Origin of the sequence: Peribacillus sp. NPDC097295 (assembly GCF_044761665.1) — a bacterium.
GTDB lineage: Bacteria > Bacillota > Bacilli > Bacillales > DSM-1321 > Peribacillus.
The window spans coordinates 37722-60014 of record NZ_JBIWCW010000015.1; the positions used below are offsets into that span (position 1 = coordinate 37722).

The window sequence follows — 22293 nt, forward strand, 5'->3', positions numbered from 1 at the left end:
TATAATCAGATTCACGGCGCTTCCTCCTAAAGCTTCTAACTCTTTTTTCTTCTAATTATCCGCGAATTTGGCTAGCAATTTGATTATCTGTATCTTCAAGAATTTGAGCAGATTTCGTCAATTGTTGTGATACCTCATTTAATAAACGAGCCATATCATTAAATGATGGTTTCAATTCTTCATATTGACCAACGAAGGCTTGGCTTGAAGAACCTTCCCAAATCCCTGTTAAGTGATCCCTCATTTTATCCAAACGGCCAATAACATCTGTGACTTGTTGGCTTTCATTATCATACTGTCTAGCTACATCCTTAAGTTCTGATGGAGTTACGCGAATTTGTGACATTTTAAAATTCCTCCCTTTACGGTATTTAGTTACATTTTAATAAAAACATACAAAATCTGCCATACAAATTAGCATTTTCATTAAAAAATGGTAATATACGATTATATTAATAATCCTATTTTTACCATTATAGAAGTCTAATTACCTGTTTATCCAAATTTCTAAACCACTTTCGGCGAAAAATACTTCATTTTTTTTCATTTTTTCAAACGAATCACTCTTTATACCTACTATTTTTTCCTTCAATAAGATTAATTCGTCATTTCCATTATAAAAGGTGACTTTTTCACCCCCATCATCTTTTTAATCAATCGTTTGATTAAAGACTTTAGGTCCGGCCAACACTGACTTAGGAGGAAACGTAATATACTTCTTTGAACGATGTGTTCCCTTTAAACAACCCGGATATCATGATCGTGGTTGTAAGCTTCTGCTCACAAATAGGCCAAAGGACTTCAAACTTAAGAAAAACCCGTTCCTTTCTACCTATTTTTCATAAACATTTGATGATTTCAGAAGTAACATTTCCCATTATGATAGAATTATTTACATTAGTTGGATAATGTGTAAAAAACGAGTATCAGCGGAAGGCAAAATAGATGATCAGATATTCAAATAGTACAGCATCTTTGAAGGGGGGATATTTAAATGAAGGGCAAAAAAGTCATGGCGCTAGGAATAGGTGTAACCGTATTGCTGGGAGGATGCTTAAATATGAATCTTTCAAAAGATAAAGAAGTAAAAAAGGAAATAGTCGCCACGAGTGGTGAAAGAAACGCTTATGAAAAAGATCACTTTGTAAGAATTCAAGATTATCATGGGGCTGGGTACACCCTACGCAATAGTGGAAAGGAAACCCGTCATCTCGCTGCAAGTCACCGGGAAGAGATTCAAAAGGCAGTAAAGGCATTCTTCCTCGATACATATAAGACGGAAGTTATGGTCCATAACATAATCGGTGCGGTTGATGGGGCATCTGTTTTTGTTGAGTCAATCGGCGAACCTCATTTTTATACCTTTGCCATTGTCCCAATAGATCTAGATAGTAAAAAAGTAAAAACGGATGAAGTTTGGTCTCAAGAGGGACAAGTGGAAAACGCCCTTTCTGGTGCCCTATACGCCATGGCTTTTGATGAGGATTTCACAAAATTAGATCGCTACTTAAAAGAAACCACAGCCAGTTATCCTATTGTGGGAACACCAATAAAGGCCATTGAAAAAGTAGGAGCGAAAGGCTACGCAACCTCTCACTACTATGTAAATCCAGTAGGAGATATGTTTGATTCCCTCTATAAAATGTATCTAAAAAACCCGGATATCAGTAAGGATGAATTGAAGGATTTTCTTCAGAAAGAGGCGTTTGGACCAGAGGATATCATTCTCACCATTTATTTATACATGAAAGACAAAGATAAGGTCCCTGATAAAGCTATATTCAATAAAATCGTCTCTGATATCGAACAGATGGAAGGCATCCCACGTGGTTCATATTCCATCATATTGAATGATAACTTAATCGATCGAAGACGAGCAATTGGGACAAAGGAAAACTCGTTAAAAAGAACAGCACCAAATGAAATCATGAAAGATTAGGGAGGATCTTCTATGGCTGTTGTTAATACCCTATCAAGCCTCGCAACCGATGATAATGATTTAGTCGAGCTTGCCGGATACCATTCTTATGTTCACTATGATATAGATGAAGTGTTTAAGGTGAATGAAAAGAAATTCAGGGTGATCGATACCATCTATAACACGGATTCCGGTCTTGATGCACTTACTGTTCAAAATGTTAAAACAAGAGAACTAACCGTGGTATTCGTTGGCAGTGAGCAGATGGATACGGATTGGATCGGAACGAACACGAAACTGCTTAGCGATGCACCCCCTGCCCAGGTTCGAGAAGCCGTAGCCTACTTTGAGCATATAACTAATGAAGTGGGAGAGGTATCTTCCGTATCTGGAAATTCCCTTGCCGGTGCTTTAACCAATGCGGTCGGAATCAATAACCCAGGAGTAAAAGCCGTTACGCTAAATCCTGCAATCCTTCCTGCTGGTATGGTTGATCCGGATAAAGAGTATGCTAATATTACAAATTACTATAGTAAATTTGACTTTCTGACGGGGACGGAAGAGACCATTAAGATGGGCGACCGCATTCCTGGTAAGAAGTACGGAATAAATAATGGTATCCCCTCCTTTTCCATGCTTGGCTCCAACCATACTGGATATATCAAGCAAGATGCAAATGGAGAATTTACATTAGAGATAGGAATAGAAGGAGAACCAGGTCACGGCTTTGTCCATATTGGCGCTGACGATCATATCGTCACAAGTCTCTGGACAGGCGCCCCTTTATATGGGGGCCAGAGTGAGAGAATCGAAATGAACCAAGAAAACATGACGCTACTGTCCCATGGAATACGTGATAATGTGAAAGGTCGTCTTGGCAAGGTCCGGGAATATGTGGGTAAATCAGTCCGTATCGTCCATACCGAAAATGAAAAATTCAATCAACGGGTAACAGCACTTCAGGACGTCTTTCAACAAAAGTTCGAGGAAACTGCCGGGGACCCTGTCTTTATGGGTATCACCACAACGGGTTTTGTCATGAAGGCATGCATAGACGAACTAATTAGGCTCTTGGATAAAGCAGAAGAAAAATGCAGGATTTTAAATAATGTCCTGAACTCTAAGCCTGTTGAGATAGTCGAATATATTACATCCGTGAATCTAAGCGTCGAGACTCTTTTCGATGCTCCAAAAGAGTACCTGAAGCAATTGAAAGTGGATATCGATGACTTGGTGGCAAGTGCCGGGACTATTATTGCGAAAGAAATCCCGGAGTTATTTAAAGGCGGAAAAGACCTTTTTGTAGATGCGGTAGTAGGAGAACTTGACGCGCACTATGACATACTCGAAAGAAATAAGGAAAGCGTGTATAAACAATTACAGGATTACGAGCGCCAAGTTCGGGACATTGCCGATACGTTTCACGATAAGGACGCCAGTATAGCAGGAGCCATACAAACCAGTGCATCTCCGACAGATGGGATAGGTCCTGTCCAAAAAACAGCTCTTATCACTTTGGAGCCTTCCCCCTACCTAAAGGTCGGCATGAAAATCAAAGAGATTCAAGTCCAAATGGCACATAATCGAATCAACACTTTAGGGATGACGGTTTTAATGCCGATCCTCATAAGTGTAAAAACAGTACTGACACTGATTGAGGCAGCATTAGAAGCCATCATTCTAGCTGTTAATGCCGTTTTGGCAGTAGGACTTTACGGTAATCCTGTGGGCTTGCTCGTAAGTTTATTTACGGATTATGAACAGAAAATAAAAAAAGCCGTCCAAGAAGTATTGGAACCTATCGAAGAAATGGAAACATCCATAGAAGGCCTTCGTTTAGGAATGGACCGTATGATCATCCATCTTCCTGAAATGCTGAGTAATTTTGAACCATATATCAATACAGCGATTTTCGAACCTGGAAAATTTAGTGATGTTCGTCTATACAATGTTTCTGCTCTAGCCGTTCTTGATGACATGGAAGTTTTATTCGAGGATATTATCTTTCAACTATCAGATCAAAAAGCAATTGCCATTGAAGCCACCTTGGAAGTATCGAAGAACGTATTAGGAAACATCCAGCTTTTAAAAGAACAAGTCAATCGGGGAACAATATAATCCATGAGATTGACAAGGATCAATCCCGCTGCCTCTACTAATCTATCATTCACCCGTTGGGATTCCTTACTCCTCATTCGCGTTTTATCCACGTTTTGCATTTCCCCCTATGTTAATGAAGGAAATCTCTTTATAATGAAAGCATCCTGTTCTCCATCCTAATAATGACCATGAATACCGGTTTTATTTGATTCAACAACAGCCAAGGTGGAAAAAAAGATGAAAATGTATAAGTTAACGGAAGACTTTTCCTTGATTTATAAAAAAGGAGCAAGATTCTTCGTCGTTTCCGATTCGGAGTTTATCGGTGTCAAAAGCTATGTATTACTATCCGAAGACTTGAGGGGCAAAATTGAAGTGACGGACGATGAGTTGAAGAATAAATTCGTTTCCATTAAAGTGAAGCCTGACTAGTTTATAGAACGCAAAAAAAGAGGGATTTTCATCAATGAAAATCCCCCTCTCCTTTATTTCAAGTCTTCAACAGAATCAATATCGACGTAATCTGGCACAACCAATCCATTCTTCGTTCCTTTAAGGTTTGGTCCAAGATCGATGATATCGTCTTTATACTTATTGTAATATTCAAGATGCGTTCCTGGAAGCCATGCCGCAACAAATGCATCCGCACTTCCATTTGCAACACCAGCAAACATTGGTCCCACTTCAACTTGGCTTAATGTTACATCGTAGCCATTCTTTTCGAGAACCTTACCGATCACATTTGTACTGGCTATTTCCGTATCCCAGGCAACATACACAAGATTGATACTTTCACCATTTCCTGCTTTTGCGCCTTTTGTCCATTCAGACACTTTATCAGGATTTGCACTAATCCATTTTTCCGCTGCTTCAGATGGAGACTTACCCCCAGCAACTTCGACCATCACATCTTCCATATCCTCTGTTTCCCAGAAGAATTGATCCAGGATTTTATAAGCGCCTGGCGCATCCTTTTCGAGTCCTTGTCGAACAATTGTATTTATGTTTTCTTCCCCGCCAAAGGATTCATTTGGATCTTCAAGATACTTTAGATCGTATGTTGAGAACATCCAGTGCGGAGACCAACCAGTTACAACGATTGGCTCTTTTTTATCAATGGCTTTCTTCAATTCCGCAACCATCGCGGCTGAAGAACCTTCGACAAGATTCCAGTTTTCCAGGTTATAGTCTTCGATAGCCGCCTTAGTTAACTTCATCAAACCGGCTCCGGGCTCAATACCGATGATTTCATATCCTGTTTCTTCACCAAGGTTGTTTGAACCACCTTGCATGACTTCTTCTTTTTTCAAGATAGTAAATAATGCAGCACCCACAACGAGGATAGCGATAACCGTGAAGAATACTTTCTTACTAAGAAGCTTTCCATACGCTGGTTTACGTAGGTTTTGCGTAATTCTATCAAGAATGATGGCGATGATAACGATGGATAAGCCAGCTTCAAAACCTTGTCCGACATTGATTTGGCTTACTGCGCGATACACATCTGCTCCAAGCCCAGGTGCACCAACCAAGGATGCCGTAACAACCATAGAAAGAGCAAGCATGATGCTTTGGTTAACACCTGCCATTATCGTTGGCATGGCCAATGGCAACTGTACCTTGAATAGTTTCTGGCCGCTTGTTGAACCGAACGCGTCTGTTGCTTCGATTAAATCATTAGGTACTTCTTGTATTCCAAGACTCGTCATTCGGATCGTTGGAGCGATTGCGAAAATAAACGAGGCAATGATACCTGGTACGACCCCTATCCCAAAGAAGAGGATGGCCGGAATCAAGTAAACGAATGCAGGCATCGTTTGCATGAAATCCAGAACGGGTGTCACGATTCTCCTTACCGTCTTACTTTGTGCACTCCAAATACCGATTGGGATTCCAATCAGAATGGTGAGGAAACCTGATAATAAGACGATAGCGATCGTTTGGATGCTAGAGTCCCAATACCCTAGATTATCAATTAATAATAAACTGACCAGCGTAAATATTCCTAATGGCCATTTGCTTGTATACGTAACTATAAGCGTTAAGACAATGATGAATACGATAGATGGTCCTATACTCATCACATCAACCAAAAGGTTTAATAACCCTTCGATTGTATTCGTTATAAAAGTAAATAATCCGGCAAATGCAATCGTTATCCAGTCCACTAAAGAATCGACCCACGCGCCTAATGGAATTTTTGGTATGTTCATTGAATGTCACTCTCCATTTCCGTCAATTCATTCAATGAATCTTTATTTCCTGCCAAAGCCCCAATGACAGCACCGCGGACAATGATTCCTTTTAATCTTCTCTTATCATCGATGACCGAAATTGGCAGAGTAGATGTTGCCATATCATCCATAAGATTTACAAGTAGTTCATCTTCAGGGACAGTTGGGATGTCCAATGACATTACTTCAGAAATCGTTTGGTCATTGCTCAATGCCTGACGAGCTTGTTCAGCAGACAAAGCGCCTAATAAGGTCTGTTTGCGATCTACGACGAAAATGCTGGAATATCCTTGTTTACGCATGATTTCAAGGGCAACCCTTGGACCTCGGTCAACTGCGATTTTCTCTGGACGCTTCATCACATGCGATGCAGTAAGTACCTTCGATAGGTCAACATCTTCAACAAACTTCTCGACAAATTCATTAGCCGGGTTCATCATAATTTGCTCCGGCGTTCCAAGTTGAATGACACTTCCGTCTTTCATAAGGGCGATTCGATCCCCAATTCTTAATGCTTCATCAAGATCATGGGTAATGAAAATGATTGTCTTTTTATATTGCTCTTGAATTTCAAGCAATTCATCTTGCATATCTTTACGAATCAACGGATCAAGCGCACTGAAGGCTTCATCCATCAATAAGACATCTGTATCGCTTGCAAGTGCCCGTGCAAGACCCACCCTTTGTTGCATGCCTCCGCTAAGCTGTGATGGATATTGTTCTTCATAGCCTTTTAATCCAACGGCCTCAAGAGCACTCATGGCTTTTTCACGTCGGATCGTTGAATCGACTTTTTGAATTTCCAGCCCGTATTCAGCATTTTCCAATATCGTTTTATGTGGGAATAAAGCAAAGTTTTGAAATACCATGCTGATTTTCTGCTGCCTTACTTTTCTTAACCGGGCCGCATTCATCTTCACTATATCTTCATCTTCAATTAGGATTTCGCCCAATGTTGGATCAATCAAACGATTGAACATACGGATTAAAGTGGATTTCCCACTTCCGGATAATCCCATGATGACGAAGATTTCACCGGGATAAATTTCAAAGTTGACGTTATTAACGCCAACTGTTTGGCCCGTTTCTTTCAAAATTTCCTTTTTTGTTTTGCCTTGCTTCAATAAATCTGTGGCTGCCTTTGGAGATTTCCCAAAAATTTTCGAAACATTTCTGACTTCTACATATGGCTTCATTCAGTCACCTCATTATGTTGTTGACCATATGATGTTCAGTTCTGCTATTTTCCTTATGATGATTGATTATGATTGTACTCTCTTAAACTAGTTTTTCCTGTCACTTCACACGAACGTCAAAAAGGGGGAATGACGTAAATTAAGGGTCCTACGCTACACTAAATACCAAAACGCACTGAAAGTACTTAACATTCACATAATTGGTTCTGGTCATATGTGTAAATGAATTGAGTTTTTTTAGTAGAAAAAAGAGGTGCAATAGAATATATGGATAACATATAGAGTTTTTCTTAGACCACACTGCGGCATGTCCTCATGAAGACAAAAGTGGTCAAACTTAAATGGTGCTTTGTGTACAAGACAATAAAACACCTTAAGAAAAACACGTTTACACTGACCATTATTCATCGCTTGATCATTTACGTGTGATTTATTGAGCATTTTAAGTAGAGAAAAAAAGGAGCAATCACAACTGAGGATAGTTGCAGAAACGGTGAATACCGACTGACATTTAAATGGTTTTTTACTTAGATTTTTTTGTTCGTCCCAATCGTAGGACTAAACGTTTATCTCTAAAGTACTTAATAACCTTAACAAAGTTTGAAATAAGATTCAAATGAAGCGGATTATAAACCCTGAATATACCTGTCTTAAAGGCAAGGTAAATGCCCATTATTCATAAGAAGATAGATGGATGCCTCATCGTTGACATACCAGTGGATTAAGCCCTTACATAATAAGCGTCATTACTCATTATAAAACCGACTTAAAAAAGTTTTTTTAAAAAGGTAGATTCGACTCGGAATTTGGGGCAAGGCTTACGAAGATACTGGATAATTATAGTGGGTATTTAGATGGAATTCCCATTCAAAAGACATGAGGATTGAACCTGAAATTCATAGTAAAGCATTACTTTACCATTTACAAAAAAGAAACATGACTATTTTTACCCTGGAATCATAACCTTTCTCTTTTAAAATGTTAGAATATTAGTAAAATTAAACAAGAAAGGGCGATTTATGATGTTAAAAGAAACCTTTTTGAACTCTTTGTCCGATTCCTACATACATGTAAAACCATTAAAAAAAGATGTTTTTTCTCCACATATTAGCCTGGATGAAGCGTATCAACTCCAACACGCTTTTACTGCAGCAAAAAGAAAGAATAATGAAGTCTTAAAAGGCTATAAGATCAGTATGACAAGTCTCGAGACCCAGTCATTATTTAAAGCGAAGGAACCGTTATATGGACAATTAACGGATAAGCAAATAACGAGTGATATTTCTTTAAGCAAGCACATGTTGAATCCACTAATCGAATTGGAGATAATCTTTGTTGTGAAAGAACAATTAACTGCTGCTTCCACTATAGATGAAATCATAAACAATACTCAAATCGCACCAGGCTTAGAGGTTCCAGATTCCCGTTTTGAAGACTGGTTTCCTAAAATGTCAAAAGAACAAGTCTGCGTAGATGGAGCAGTTGGTGGAAAAGTGACCATCGGGGAAGCAAAAGACTATACCTATAAAGACATCGACAACATAAATGGAAAGTTGCTCTATAATGGACGAATGATTGATGAAGGAACTTCTTCTATTGTAATGGGGCATCCTGTCAAGGCTCTGACTTGGCTGCTTGAAAAACTTGGGGAACATGGTTTAACGCTCGAGCCTGGCATGTTTGTATCTTCTGGAACATTTATTTTACCAAAAACGTTAGAAATCGGAACATATACCGGTGAATTCGAAGGCATTGGCTCTGTCACGCTATCGGTTACGGATTAAGTCATATACGGTTTTATCCTCTTAAAAAATAGGAAAAGCTTCTCACCAGGTAACTGATGAAAAGCCTTTCCATTTTACCTATATCCCTTCTAGAATTCCCATAGGTAGTATCGTTTTATTTTTCTTAATTGCCCATTAATTTATAGTCTTTAAAAGATTTTTCATTTCCGTAAGCTGTTTTTGTTGAGTGATGATTATGTTCTGTAGAATGGACCTTAGTTCTTGATTTTTAGTATACTTCAAGATATTTTGAGACATTTTGATGGCACCTTCATGATGCGGTATCATTTCTTCCAGGAAATCTTTATCTATATTTCCCGTTGGTTTGGCATTTTTCATCGACATGATCATTGTTTGAAAGATGTTATTATACGCTTTTAAGTAAGACGCCTCTGCATGTTTGTTTACTTGCGGATTCTTTTTTATTTTCTCTTTAAGAGCTTCCATTTGTCCAATCCCTGCAAGCTGGTCTCTTATAATATTGGCAGCTAATAGCTTCACCTGTTCATTATGGCCATATTTCATGATATTTTCAGCCATCGATACGGCAGCTTCATGATGCGGAATCATTTCATATAAGAAATCGAGACTAGGATCACCGGTTTTAGGTGCTTGCTCCATCCCTTTCTTCATGACTTGCAGTATCCGTTGATAGTTATCATAATATGCTTTTTCCTCAGGACCAATCTGTGCGTGTGCTTGAAGATTACATATAAATAAAAGCATTGTGAAAAGTCCTATACTAGCTGATCGAATACGTTTCCTCATATAAGTTTTACCCTCCATTATTTTGCTCATTTTATTATGCAAAAAGGAGACTTATTTTATACAAACCCGGATAAACCCACCGTCATCATATCCTGGAAAATAAAAAAAGCTTCCCATAACCCTGAGAAACCTAAATTAAAAATCCTCTATGATAGCAAAACAATTCCCCAAGCTAATTTACTTCCATAAATTCGAACATCGCTAATTTTGATGTTTGATAGCCTTGATGTTGTAAGTTTTAAAGATGACATGATAAGAATTTGTAATTCAAAGTCTTTATGTAGAACCGAAGCCAGCTCGCCGGATTTTGGTACCTTATTCTATCACAGGAATTGGATGAAGCAGATCCTTTTCGGCTCTATTTCCCCCCTTTGATCGTTTCTTTCTTACCTAAACCATCCTTAAGATGGTTTAATTCCTTTTGGTCAGATACCGACTTGATAACCCTATCCGGCAGGGTGTGAGCCAATCGTTTCAGAGCAAACCAACAAGCTTCTGCTGCTATCCATGCATACAGAAAACAGAATATCGTTACGAGCAATAAAAGGGGAAAATGAAAAGACGTACCAATGCCCGGTCCTAAAACAGGAAAGCGAAAAATAAAAAGAATCGTTAGGATTCCCATCATTAAGGTAGCTCCCGCCCATACAACAACCATAAATCTTGTTTTCAACTTATACAAGGAAACACCAAGTGCCAATCCTAGAACACCCGTTGTGAAGGGAAAAATAAGTAGTTCGCTAGGCTGGATAAACAATAAAAGGAGGATGGTAACGAAATAGGAAAGGAATCCGTACCTGACCGATACAATCGTCGCCAAACATATGGGTAAAGTCGTCATAGCACTTACAAAAAAACCAATGCCGGGCGCATATCCCCCTGCTGACTGGAATATAGCTGCAAATGAGCCTAATATCGCCGTAAGGATCAGTTTTGTGGTAGGTAACCATTCCATAAGCTCGTGTTTAATTTCAAAAAAAGGTTGCTGCCAATACTGTACAGCCTTACTTTTTGCCCTCTTCAGAAAAAACCGCCTCCCACAATTATTAGACTAACCTTATGGTATTCACCGTTTTGTGCAAAAATCACTCTATGTTAAGCAAAATTTCTGAGTCTGGTGCGAATTCATCGACCCTCATCCGGTATTAATCAACAAGTTTTAATCATATTCTTATAAGAGAAAATGAAGAAGGGGGTTAAAGTTTGCTGACAAAAGTTAAGGTTGGTTTACGGCCCATTGTAAGCAAGCTAAATTTACCGACCGTTTTGAAAACAGCGATACTTCCTGGTGACTCCAAAGAAACATTATTTATTGCCACCCAGGTAGGAGAGATTTTTCTTATAAGAGACAGCGTTATACGGACTTTTTTGGATATTCGTCCGCGAATCGTAAAACTAGGTGCTTCTAGGGGTGGATATGATGAACGAGGATTGCTAGGGCTAGCGTTTCATCCCGAATTTTACTTTAACGGCCTGTTTTACCTTCATTACTCATTAGCTGGAACCCAAGGTCCAGGTGCTCCTCCTGACTCTTTTTCACCTAACCCGTGTGATCCAAGAACTTTAAACCTAAGGTGGATCAATCGAGAAACTCAATTTGATCATATTGATACGATTGAAGAATGGATTTTACCATCGAATGGTCAACCTCAAAAACGACGGACGTTATTAAACGTAAAAAGACCATTTTCCAATCATAATGGTGTCAATAGCTTAAACTTTTCACCTGAAACAGGAAAACTCGTTTTAACCACCGGGGATGGTGGGTCAGGCTATGATCCATTCAACTTAAGCCAGAATGTTATGGAATTCGCCGGTAAGATCATTGAAATCGATGTAGATAAGGATACATTTATCCAGGATCCCCCTATCGTCACACGATTTAATGAACTTCCCCTACCTATTCAGGAAACACTTACGGTGATTGCCAAAGGGGTTCGGAATATACCGGGCATTTCATTTCAGAGGGTTTATAATCAATACATCAAATATATAGGAAATGTCGGCGAGGATTTGGTAGAGTCCATTTTTTCGTTCGGTCAGTATAAACCCATACCGGTTACCCATCTTGTTCAAGCCTTTTTAATGAAATCTGAAGCTGATCAAGAAGGGTTAATTAACTTTGGCTGGCGAGCGTGGGAAGGTATTTTCCCTACTCCAATCGTAAGGAGCTGCTCTGCAAATCAGACTTTGGATGAGAAGACAATTGCTTACTATGATGAAGCAATTGAATCTTCCGTAAGGCGTCTTCAACCTGTAACTAGTTATTTTCATAAAGATTCCCGACCCGATCAATTTGGCGGAACTGCCCTTACAGGAGTACAAGCCTATATGGGGGATAAAATCCCTGTTTTAACAGGAAGTGTTGTGTTTACCGACCTTGCCCGAAAGGAAGAAACTCACTCTCCCGCTAGAGGGGTTTTAGCTTATTCTAGTATAAGAACAGATTGTAAGCTAAATGATTATCGTGTTATTCAAACCGATTATAATTTTGGATCTCAATCAGCTTATTTTGTTAGTTTAGGAACAAATCTGGATCAAACCACACTATATTTAGGGGTTTATGGCTCTATGAAAGTGACCGATTTTAATCAAGGTACTGTTTTTGAAATTGTTCCGTGATCCCAAACTATAAGATAGATAAGGCAAGCGAATTCAACATTCGCTTGCCTTATGATTGTGATGAATATGTATTTTACTGACTTACAAATAACTATTTTATACGATTAATAATCAGTAAATCTTCAACCGGCATTTCGTATGCACGGTTACCTAGCTCTTGTTTTAACCGTTCATTATCTTCATATTCTTCAGGAGAGAAGTCATCTTCACGGCCTTTTTTCAAGTAATCATAGAAAATTGGTGGTAAGAAGTCTTCTTTTAACAGCACTTCTACTGACTCGCCATTTTCTTTTGTGAATACATATGCATAACCTGTTGGACGGTATGGGTCATATTGTGCTTTTGGATAGTTTACGTCGATAGTATATACCCCACGAGTTTTGGCACGTGTTACAAATTCAAATACATCACGGAACCCTGGGCCACCATGACCGGAAAGGATCGATATATCCTTACGGTTTGGAATTTCATCGCCATATAATGCTTCAAACGCCGCTTCAACTACACGGAAACCCACACCGAGTGCCATATAGGCTGCGTAGCCATGGTATTTTTTAATGTCCTCGAAAGAAATCTCGATTAAATCGTTACGATCATAAATTTTAATTGTTCTCATAAGCTTTGTCTCCTCATTCATTATTTAACCCTATTGATTAGTGAAATAATCTCCATAAATTGATTTGTAAAAACCCCTTTACTCTATTAAAGGATACCATCAAAAAAGTGTTCTGTCACTGGCGTGAAACATGAACCCTAGAGATAGTCTGGCATTAATCCTGTTAAGGACCCACTTGTTTTCAGAGTACTTCCCCACTCTCTGTAACCTTTTCCGTTATCTTGAAATAAACCCTATAGGTCAAACACCAATTTGTTCGAACCGGCATCAGAAAGTATCAAGAGGAATATACTTGTAGTACTGTTTTTAAAGCTCAAATGGTATGGGATGAATGAAGGAGGTCAATCATTGACTAAGCCGATTGATTTTAAAGTGTATGCGGATAGAATACCTGAACCGATACGGGCAGACGGAGCTGGTGCAACAGATCTCGGACCACGTGATATTTTACGGGCATTGGAAAATCCGGATATGCTCGTGCCACCTGTGACGGATGAGGGAACTGTTCCGAATTTACGGTTTTCTTTTTCCGACACGAATATGGAATTAAAGCACGGTGGATGGTCAAGACAGATTACGATACGTGAATTGCCTGTCGCTACAACGCTTGCAGGTGTTAATATGCGTTTAACGCCAGGTGGCGTGAGGGAGTTGCATTGGCATAAAGAAGTCGAATGGAGTTTTATGCTTGCAGGAAGAGCGAGGATAACCGCTGTAGACCAAAATGGAAAAAACTTCATCGCTGACGTTGGCGTTGGCGACCTATGGTATTTCCCGCCTGGCATTCCCCACTCGATTCAAGGGTTGGAAGAAGGGTGTGAGTTTTTATTGGTTTTCGATAACGGGGCATTCTCGGATTTAGACACCTTCGCAATCTCAGACTGGTTCGCCCATACCCCTAAAGAAGTCCTCTCTGCTAATTTTGGCGTACCGGAAAGTGCATTTAAAGATCTCCCAAAACGAGAAAAGTATATCTATCAAGGAGAGGTCCCGGGTCCAATCGACCAAGTAGCAATCTCAGACCCTTTCGGTACTAGGAATTTCACACATAGTCTCCTTGGTCAGGAGCCAGTTAGATCTCCAGGGGGATCAGTCCGTATTGCGGATTCCACCAACTTCCCCATTTCGGAGAATATATCTGTAGCGTTTGTCGAAATTCTACCAGGTGCCATGAGGGAATTACACTGGCATCCCAATAATGATGAATGGCAATACTTCCTGACAGGCCAAGGACGGACGACCGGTTATGCAGCTGATGGAACGGCACGTACTTTCGATGTAAGAGCTGGAGATGTCGGGTATATGCCGTTCTGCTTTGGCCATTATATCCAAAATACAGGAAGCGAGACGCTTACGTACTTAGAAGTTTTCAAAAGCCCCAAATATGCTGATGTCTCTTTAACACAATGGATGGCATTGGTTCCTAGAGAAATTGTGGAAAGTAACTTGAATGTGGGAGCTGAAGTGATGGACGCATTAAGGAAAAAGAAATGGGAAGTCGTCAAATTCCCTGGATATACGTACGATGATTTCAGGTAGTCATATGAATGAATTTCATTTGAAATAGGAAAAAAGGCAGAAGTGTTTCAATGCTTCTGCCTTTCACTCTTTTCATTTACCCTGATATTTTATGTTTCAACATTATTAGATCCCCGGTTAGATGAACTTTTAGGGATTTTTTCATAGTCTGTCGGATTAAGAGTATGAACGGATCCATCGGTGATCCCATTGATGATTCCCATTAGACCCATTTCTACTGTTTTGACTAATTGACCTTTCTTTTTTTGCCCAAAGTTTTGTGTTTGTCCACTAACTTCAAACAGGACTGTGCCACTTCCGTTTAAAGCAAATGCTCCTAAAGCAGTACCTGGCAGATCAACGGATTGATCGTACAATGATATGTTTGTAAATACAGAATTCCCTTTTGATTGTAGTGCGTTATAGGCAGTGAGAGTTAATAGAAAACCTACACTATTAACATTGAACTATGCCCCATTTTATTTATTAAAAAGACTTTAATCCAAAGATCTAGGAATAAGAAGTAACGGCATACAATTAGGGGTTTAATTTTTATCCTTTCCGCTCAATACAGGATGGGTTTTTGATTAATATTCAACAACAATATAGAAAAAAAGGCCACACATCAGTTCAGTAAGAAAAGATAAGTGGACTTCTACTATAATATAAAACTTTTATTCCAAACTGGCTAAATGGATTTTGGCTTACAACTTGTATATTATCGCTTTTAATATTTCTAAGTTCCCCCCCCAATCAAGCCCTTTTCTTGAATAAATTTATTAGCTTGGTATTGTGGAAGAGCGAAGAATACTAAAACCTCAGTATACGACTTATACTACTTTATTAAACATTAGCACCTACTCTTTAATAAACAAATACGAATTAACGGATTCTAGCCTTACGATACCCACTGAATACATTTATTGTCGAAGTTATAATAAAGATACTTATTAAACCGCCAACTATCCATGTTTCAAATTGATTAGCTGTTGTGTTAAATAAAGGATTCATATACGAAATAAATTCTTGGTTCATTAATTTCGGATTGCTTAATATGAAGATACATACAACGGTTGCGCTAAGTTCAAGAACAGTATTAAAGATTGCCATCTTTTTCGTCCATTGTCCTTTGATTAATTTATAGAGAGCTAAACCAATTTCGAGTGCAATTATAACAAGAACGAATGGCCAATAACGAAGTAAAATATCCTGATTTAATGCTGGAATCACGAATTCAAGCCCAACTCCGCCTCCGCCGTTTTCATATACACCTACAAGTTGATTTGCATAAAAATAAAGGGTTGCCCAAATCGCTGTCCACATTAAACTTCCAAATACCTCGAACTTTTTAATAGCTTTTTCCTTAGGAATAAAAGGGATGTTTTTCAAATCATCCGGTGTCCATTTTTTAAGACTTGCTGTTAATGGCTGCTGATCTTTTCCTTTATCTGTTCTTTCGATAATGGCGAAAATGAGCGTTAACCAGAAAAAGACCTGTACCCCCACTTCGATGATACTCCCTATTCCTACACCCATAATGTTGAGAACAACATTTAGAATAGCTTCATCTCCACTATATCCAATAAAATATTCGGCAATCATAGCAATCAATGAGATTACAGCGGCAATTGGTACAATCATTTTTAATAACGAGACATATATATCAAAATATCTTGGACCTATTAGATGCATTGGCTGATCTCGGTAACCGCTCGCTAATGTCGCCGGATTCCCTAATTTTTCAAGAACCTCCTTAACATCTTTCTCGCTGTAATTATCATGCAGCATATCCTCAATGGTTGAACGTAGCTCGAGGGCAATATCCGCACGACCTTTTTCAGGCACCCTGCGAGTGACTTCATGAATATAAACCTCAATTAAATTCATCTTCCTCATCCCCTTTTAACAAACCATAAAGTTCTTTCGAATTTTTAATCCATTCCTTCTTTAACTGCAAATAGATTTCCAGACCGGATTCACTTAAAACATAATACTTACGGGCCCTGCTCTCAGATTTATCCCAGCTGCTGGTTACCAACTCCTGTTTTTCTAAACGGCGAAGCAATGGATATAAGGTACTTTGATCAATAGAAATTCCTGATTCCTCCAACAACTGAACAAGTGAATATCCATACTGGGGTGTTCGCAGTTGACTTAACACGGCTAATGTCAACGCTCCTCTCCTAAGCTCTGTCGTTAATGTATTCAGTAAATTACTCATTCACTCACCTCAATTTTATATACTATATGACATACACTATATGGTTTATACTATGTATCATACACTGTTATTGTTACAATCATTCCATTTTTTTGGTAAATACAAAGTAGTACCTTGAAAGGTTTGATCAAGAATACATCACAACCGGTATTTTACGATAAATAAAAAAGAATCCATTTTGAGTAAAGGTTGATCAAAACGGATTCTTATCTATTTAATTTGCGTTTTTTTAAAGTTGAATCATTTCCTACCTGTTTGCTTTACAGTCGTGCACATATGACGGAAGAAACCAACCTGCTTTATGATGCGACCTAGGCTATGTTGCACACGCACCCGCTAGTTTACGTATTGAGTTTAATTTTTAGTAAGGTATTGTTATACCTTACTCCCATCTTCAGGAGAGTATTGATAATCATGAATACTAACCACTTCAATTGCTACATGCTCAAACTAGTCAATTGTTTTAAACAATGTATTCCACACCTGTTCATAATCTCCAGTAGGATAAGTTTTCATCAATCTTTCCCACATATCGTTATCAAGGTAGCACTTCAAATACTTACTGTTTTTTCCTAAACTCAAAGAAAAATTCGTTTCTATACCAACTTTCTACTCAAGTATTGTAACATTTCTCTTACACCGTTTAAGTGGTCATAAGCGTAAAAAAGTATCTATTGTCTCCATAGCCCTTTTGCCACATAAGTTGAAACCCACAAAATTTCATTACAACACTCTGTAAAAAATTCAGCAGAAGGCTTTTTCACCCAGTAATCTTTATCTGTTGGTTCAGAAAGCTTAAATCCATCTTTAGAACAATAATGATCTTTTTCTTCAATCGGAACTAGCTATAAATCAAATCTATTAAATTTCTTTATAAAGACGATGAATATTTACATACAAAAAACATCGAAGAAAAGGCCTCCCATCAGTTCAGTAAACCGGTGGAAAGCCTTCCATTTTATAGGTAATCACTATTTCACATCATGCCAACACTTTATCAAGATATACAACGGAAGTAAATAAAATTAACAATCTTCGAGAAGCTCATTACCTTCTGTCTATTTGCTCGGTTTCACTCCGCGAGACAACTATTTTTGCCCGTGCTTACAAGGGGCGCTAAAAATCGGAAATCGTCACCAGTTGTTTATTGATCATCGGGAGATTATTTAGTCAGTTGCTGATTAATCTCTCACAATATAACATTTTCGAATCTTGTCGTTGCCCTTAGTCTCCACATAAACCTTATATGGTCCCACTTGATATACGTATGTCGCGTTGTTCTTGATTAGTATCTCTTCAGTGAAGTTCTCCTTTGAACCATCGGAGTATAATTCTTTAACGCTGACTTTTAGTCTGTTCTGCTTACCATTCAATTTCTCTACCGTAGCCAACGGCGTCGCACTGTCAACAGTGACTACCGGCAGAATTACCGCGCCAAGTATTTTTGTACCATCATAGATAACGACTGCATAATTCGCGCCGGCATCAACATCTCTGCCTTTAACGCTGATTGTCGCTTTGCCTTTTGCGAATTTCGCGGAAGCTACTGAAACACCGTCCTTAACTAATACTGCTTTGGAACCGTCAGGGACATCTGCTGTGACGGGGATTTTGGCGTCACGCTCTCTCACAATACGCTCCACTGGGGCGAGACTATTTTCCACGCCAAGGTTCGTCGATTCTTCGTTTAAATAGTTGGACACGTACTCATAAAGCTTTACACGACTATTATCTGCATAGTTTTCCAATGGCCCCGTTCCTCCTTGGCCAACGAAACCGTTTTCATTTCCATGCAGCGCATATGTGTAATGGTTGGAACCCGTATGGGAAAATAGTGTTGTCTCGCCTGTATCGGGATCTATACCCGTGTTAAACCATACCGCTCGATCTAGTGCACGATCACCAATAGTCGTGTCTGTCCGTAAAGGAGCCGTATCGTCATTGCTCAAATCCCGCCACATAATAGTGGGGGCGACAAGGCCACCGTGAACCAGACTTAACATTGTGTAACCCTTGTATCCATTCGCTTTTGTGTATGGTCCCGGATCGGGGCTGGCACTCTCTTTAAAGATAAATCTCATATTATCCTGAATCTGCTTCGGCTCTTTAATCATATCGTCTTCTATGGTGACAGGAGTACCCGCAATCCCTCGTTTGGCGTTTGTCACACCGCCAGTGGCCGGTACGGATGGTACATTCCTATTAGTCAGAGCCATACCTGAGTTGGATGAGACTACGATATAAGTTTTACCTGATTCGATCGTTTTGGCCAATCTCCAAAAACTTTCCGGAACATTGAAGTCTGTAACTCGCGCCGGAATAATGGGAGTCCAGTTTTGATCCCAAATCGATTTCTTCAAGGTCATTGTCTTCAAATCATCAGCGTCTATACTTTTATCTGTTTGAATAGTGAGCGTGCCACCTGTATGTTTGGGTAAGGGCTTAAATTCCTTACTGTTGAGCATGACCTGCTTACCGTCGTCCTGATTATAGAACGCCTGAAACAGTTTAAGTTTACTTTTACCATCGCTAAAACGGATATTGGCAGAGGAGCGGAATCCCGTATCCGTATAGTTTTGGTCCTTCTCCCATTCACCGGTCATATGCCCGAAGTTTATTGTATACTTCGTTGATATATTCGGATTTTCCTTCCTGGCTATCTCTACTGTCGCTACGGCTGGCTTCCCACCGCTCACCGCTCCACTAGCTGGGTCGAGCTTAACGCTGACGTCAACTTTATCGTCGTATTTGTGTGCGACATTGGAAGCGGAGAAATCAATGTTTGACACGCCCTTTGGTACGTTAACATCAAATTCGGTTTTGCCCTCGACATTGAAAACATCATCGCCGAATTTAAATGAGGTGAGCTTTGGCGGCGACTCATCAAGTCCTAGATAGGCCTCCGGATTTATTATGGCCCAATACGCTTCTTTAGGGGCACGCTTGGAGTCGAATGGCAGCGGGTAACCTGTGCTGCGCCAGCTGTTATTATCGGCCACACCCCAGAATGTAACGCGTTCTATATTATCGGAATACTTCTTATATAACATGAACAGCTTGGCGTACAATACCGCTTGCTCCTTCAATTGCTCTTTGGTGGGCGGAACCTCGGATGAAGTACCGTTAAATTGTACGTCGAGTTCGGTTATGCTAATCTCCAACCCGGTTTCACTATATATCTTTAAAACTTCCTCTAAATTATCCACATTGAGTCTGAGGTTGTAATGCCCTTGTATCCCGATGCCCTCAATCAATTTCCTGCCATTCGCTTCAGGGTGTTCATTCGCATATTTCTGGTTGAGCTCCTTGACCATTGAGGCAATTGCGATTGCTTTGTTTGGGATTTCTTCGTCGTTAAAATCATTGTAGTACAGAATGGCGTCCGGATCAGCCTCACGCGCGAACAAGAAGGAATCATAGATATAATCCCAACCGTTTCCGCCGTTAGCGTAAGCATCAAACCATCTGGAAGGACGTTCTATTGGATTAATGTCAGAGCGAAGAGCCTTGCGCCAGTCGGTCGGGTTCTCTGGATTATCCCTCATTGCTTCATTAACAACGTCCCAGGTGTCGAGCTTATAAGAACCCTGACTATAGTGCCCGGCGATTGTAGAAATATACTTTTGTAAGCTCGCCCGGGCCTCGGTATAATTCAGACCAGCCGGCGGCCAACCAGCCGACTGATTATGCCACGCCAACGCATGTCCAATCGTATAGAAACCGTCAGCTTTAACTTGGGTTAACAATTTGTCGGCTGCTGTGAATGACGGATTGCTAGTTGCATTGGGCCATATCGAGTCCGGTTTCGTAGCATTTTCAGGCGTCAGCGCATTATAGTGGAACTTCATAAAATCATACTTCGCTGAATCGGTTAAGTCGCCCGGACTTACAGTATTCCCGATAAGAAAATAGTCTTTGTAGACATCTTTCAGTGACACAACCTCTGCCTTCGCCTTATCATCGGCCGCCTGGGCAATGGCTCCCTGCATGGCGGTACCGATGAAAAAAACCATCGTAAAAGCAAGCGTTAGAAAAGAAATCAGTCGTTTTCTAGCTTTTTTCTTCAAAAAATCATTCCCCTCTCTCCTTCGAATCTGCTATTCTCCCTTTTTCTCTCCGTCCTATCTGCTCGATATTCTTGTTGCTACACTACCATTCACCCCCTCTTTTCTTTTTCGTCTTAATAAACCGCATGCAACTGGTAGTATTTGACACAAACCATTTAATTCCTCCTTATTCTCACAACGATGACTCGAAAAAAGGGGTGTCCCACCGTTCTATGAACCGATGGACTAATAAGCAAAGAGCTAGGATAAGCGCATGGCAGGAGCAAATTCTTGCTATATCATGAAAGCTATAGTATATTAGTTGACGCATCAATTATTGAGCTATCAATTATTATGCCGTACGTAAGAAAAGAGGGTGTGTCTTGACGAATTCATGTTCGAATGAATCCTTTATTTTATATCTCATGAAGTGCCTGAACAAACAGATCAGTTCGAAATTCGAAAGTTGTACGGGCATTAGTCAATCGAGACATGATATCTTATATCATCTTTATCAAGTGGATGAAATCAGTCAAACAGCGCTTCAAAAAGAGGTTAACATTGACGCTGCAGCGATCACCCGGCATTTAAAACAACTTGAAGCGACTGGAATGATTGTAAGACGCAAAGACCCGGAAGATAATCGATTTACTCTTGTCTGCCTTTCCGATCATGGGCGCAAACAAATCATACTCTACCAAGCGGAAAAGGCTCGTTTTGTCACGATGATGCTCAAAGATTTCAAAGAAGAAGAACGTCAAGAGTTAGCGGATATGCTGACGCGCATTCAAAAGAACATAAACGCTGTTTAACACTTTTAACTAGTCCGAAACACCCTGAACTACCTAATAGCCTAGCTTGCTGATGTATGGCTATGAGACAAGACAATATGCATAACTAAAGAGAGGATGACATTTAATGATTATCATTCATGCCGTATTTAACATTATTCCAGAAAAACAAGAGGCATTTCTAGAGGAGATTCAACCGCTAATCGCAGCTTCAAGGGCGGAAAGTGGAAACATTTCTTACAATCTTCATAAAGCAATTGAAAAAGACAATGAATTTACTATGGTAGAAGTTTGGCAAGACCAACTCGCGGTTGCAAGCCATAATTCAAGCGAGCACTTCACTTCGTTTGTAGGGAAAGCTAAAGAATTCCTCTCATCACCTCTACAGGTTAGCGCATTCGATGGACAACCATTAAAAATGGGTTGAAAAATAAGAGTTGCCGCTTCATAAAACAAGCGGCTTCTCTTATTTGTCATAC

At 39.7% G+C, this 22293-nt stretch carries 19 protein-coding genes and 1 pseudogene; 8 read left to right on the forward strand and 12 right to left on the reverse strand.

Annotated features, from left to right (window positions below; genetic code table 11):
* Nucleotides 1-55: 55 nt before the first annotated feature.
* Nucleotides 56-346 (reverse strand): WXG100 family type VII secretion target, encoded by a 291-nt coding sequence (locus ACIQXN_RS17695; RefSeq protein WP_402969560.1) that lies wholly within the window; start codon nucleotides 344-346, stop codon nucleotides 56-58.
* A gap of 648 nt (nucleotides 347-994) precedes the next feature.
* Here ACIQXN_RS17695 and ACIQXN_RS17700 point away from each other — a divergent pair.
* The 3 genes from ACIQXN_RS17700 to ACIQXN_RS17710 all read left to right on the forward strand — a co-directional run bounded on the left by ACIQXN_RS17700 (nucleotide 995) and on the right by ACIQXN_RS17710 (nucleotide 4450).
* Nucleotides 995-1939, forward strand: coding sequence for a DUF1672 family protein (locus ACIQXN_RS17700; protein ID WP_402969565.1), 945 nt, complete (start codon nucleotides 995-997; stop codon nucleotides 1937-1939).
* 12 nt (nucleotides 1940-1951) lie between these two features.
* On the forward strand, nucleotides 1952-4036 hold the full coding sequence (locus ACIQXN_RS17705) for an SA1320 family protein (protein WP_402969568.1): 2085 nt from the start codon (nucleotides 1952-1954) through the stop codon (nucleotides 4034-4036).
* A 219-nt stretch (nucleotides 4037-4255) separates the two neighbouring features.
* Nucleotides 4256-4450 (forward strand): hypothetical protein, encoded by a 195-nt coding sequence (locus ACIQXN_RS17710; RefSeq protein WP_402969571.1) that lies wholly within the window; start codon nucleotides 4256-4258, stop codon nucleotides 4448-4450.
* 53 nt (nucleotides 4451-4503) lie between these two features.
* On the opposite strand, the gene ACIQXN_RS17715 is transcribed toward ACIQXN_RS17710, so the two are convergent.
* Together ACIQXN_RS17715 and ACIQXN_RS17720 are read right to left on the reverse strand one after the other, a co-directional pair.
* On the reverse strand, nucleotides 4504-6231 hold the full coding sequence (locus ACIQXN_RS17715) for a glycine betaine ABC transporter substrate-binding protein (RefSeq protein WP_402969574.1): 1728 nt from the start codon (nucleotides 6229-6231) through the stop codon (nucleotides 4504-4506).
* Nucleotides 6228-7448 (reverse strand): quaternary amine ABC transporter ATP-binding protein, encoded by a 1221-nt coding sequence (locus ACIQXN_RS17720; protein ID WP_402969578.1) that lies wholly within the window; start codon nucleotides 7446-7448, stop codon nucleotides 6228-6230. The genes ACIQXN_RS17715 and ACIQXN_RS17720 overlap by 4 nt, the downstream gene beginning before the upstream one ends.
* Before the next feature lie 1022 nt (nucleotides 7449-8470).
* Here ACIQXN_RS17720 and ACIQXN_RS17725 point away from each other — a divergent pair.
* Nucleotides 8471-9232: a 2-keto-4-pentenoate hydratase gene (locus ACIQXN_RS17725; protein WP_402969581.1), complete on the forward strand. Its 762-nt coding sequence runs from the start codon at nucleotides 8471-8473 to the stop codon at nucleotides 9230-9232.
* Nucleotides 9233-9367: 135 nt separating this feature from the next.
* Here ACIQXN_RS17725 and ACIQXN_RS17730 read toward each other — a convergent pair whose 3' ends face one another.
* Nucleotides 9368-10000 (reverse strand): DUF305 domain-containing protein, encoded by a 633-nt coding sequence (locus ACIQXN_RS17730; RefSeq protein ID WP_402969584.1) that lies wholly within the window; start codon nucleotides 9998-10000, stop codon nucleotides 9368-9370.
* A 358-nt stretch (nucleotides 10001-10358) separates the two neighbouring features.
* Entirely contained in the window at nucleotides 10359-10955 is a 597-nt protein-coding gene (locus tag ACIQXN_RS17735; RefSeq protein ID WP_402969587.1) for a YybS family protein, read from the reverse strand.
* 251 nt (nucleotides 10956-11206) lie between these two features.
* Between ACIQXN_RS17735 and ACIQXN_RS17740 the strand changes: the two genes are divergently transcribed.
* The gene (locus ACIQXN_RS17740; protein ID WP_402969671.1) at nucleotides 11207-12622 is read left to right on the forward strand and encodes a PQQ-dependent sugar dehydrogenase; all 1416 of its coding nucleotides are present in this window, start codon (nucleotides 11207-11209) and stop codon (nucleotides 12620-12622) included.
* 91 nt (nucleotides 12623-12713) lie between these two features.
* Here the strand turns inward: ACIQXN_RS17740 and ACIQXN_RS17745 are convergent, their stop codons facing one another.
* The gene (locus ACIQXN_RS17745) at nucleotides 12714-13238 is read right to left on the reverse strand and encodes a hypothetical protein (protein WP_402969589.1); all 525 of its coding nucleotides are present in this window, start codon (nucleotides 13236-13238) and stop codon (nucleotides 12714-12716) included.
* 327 nt (nucleotides 13239-13565) lie between these two features.
* On the opposite strand from ACIQXN_RS17745, the gene ACIQXN_RS17750 reads away from it, so the two are divergent.
* Nucleotides 13566-14777 (forward strand): oxalate decarboxylase family bicupin, encoded by a 1212-nt coding sequence (locus ACIQXN_RS17750; protein WP_402969594.1) that lies wholly within the window; start codon nucleotides 13566-13568, stop codon nucleotides 14775-14777.
* An 89-nt stretch (nucleotides 14778-14866) separates the two neighbouring features.
* On the opposite strand, the pseudogene ACIQXN_RS17755 reads toward ACIQXN_RS17750, so the two are convergent.
* The 6 genes and pseudogenes from ACIQXN_RS17755 to ACIQXN_RS17780 all read right to left on the reverse strand — a co-directional run.
* Nucleotides 14867-15196 (reverse strand): annotated as a pseudogene (locus tag ACIQXN_RS17755) (M14 family zinc carboxypeptidase); the annotation flags it as partial.
* 442 nt (nucleotides 15197-15638) lie between these two features.
* Nucleotides 15639-16643 carry an HAAS signaling domain-containing protein gene (locus tag ACIQXN_RS17760; protein WP_402969597.1) on the reverse strand — a complete coding sequence of 335 codons (1005 nt, stop codon included), beginning with the start codon at nucleotides 16641-16643 and terminating at the stop codon, nucleotides 15639-15641.
* Nucleotides 16630-16977 carry a PadR family transcriptional regulator gene (locus ACIQXN_RS17765; protein ID WP_402969599.1) on the reverse strand — a complete coding sequence of 116 codons (348 nt, stop codon included), beginning with the start codon at nucleotides 16975-16977 and terminating at the stop codon, nucleotides 16630-16632. Before ACIQXN_RS17765 ends, ACIQXN_RS17760 begins: the two co-directional genes overlap by 14 nt.
* Before the next feature lie 450 nt (nucleotides 16978-17427).
* The gene (locus ACIQXN_RS17770) at nucleotides 17428-17559 is read right to left on the reverse strand and encodes an aminoglycoside 6-adenylyltransferase (RefSeq protein WP_402969602.1); all 132 of its coding nucleotides are present in this window, start codon (nucleotides 17557-17559) and stop codon (nucleotides 17428-17430) included.
* 89 nt (nucleotides 17560-17648) lie between these two features.
* Entirely contained in the window at nucleotides 17649-17741 is a 93-nt protein-coding gene (locus ACIQXN_RS17775) for an aminoglycoside 6-adenylyltransferase (RefSeq protein ID WP_402969605.1), read from the reverse strand.
* Between the two features lie 417 nt (nucleotides 17742-18158).
* Nucleotides 18159-21044 (reverse strand): endo-1,4-beta-xylanase, encoded by a 2886-nt coding sequence (locus tag ACIQXN_RS17780; RefSeq protein WP_402969608.1) that lies wholly within the window; start codon nucleotides 21042-21044, stop codon nucleotides 18159-18161.
* 362 nt (nucleotides 21045-21406) lie between these two features.
* On the opposite strand from ACIQXN_RS17780, the gene ACIQXN_RS17785 reads away from it, so the two are divergent.
* Nucleotides 21407-21835: a MarR family winged helix-turn-helix transcriptional regulator gene (locus ACIQXN_RS17785; RefSeq protein WP_402969611.1), complete on the forward strand. Its 429-nt coding sequence runs from the start codon at nucleotides 21407-21409 to the stop codon at nucleotides 21833-21835.
* Between the two features lie 106 nt (nucleotides 21836-21941).
* Nucleotides 21942-22241 carry a putative quinol monooxygenase gene (locus ACIQXN_RS17790; protein ID WP_402969615.1) on the forward strand — a complete coding sequence of 100 codons (300 nt, stop codon included), beginning with the start codon at nucleotides 21942-21944 and terminating at the stop codon, nucleotides 22239-22241.
* Nucleotides 22242-22293: the final 52 nt, after the last annotated feature.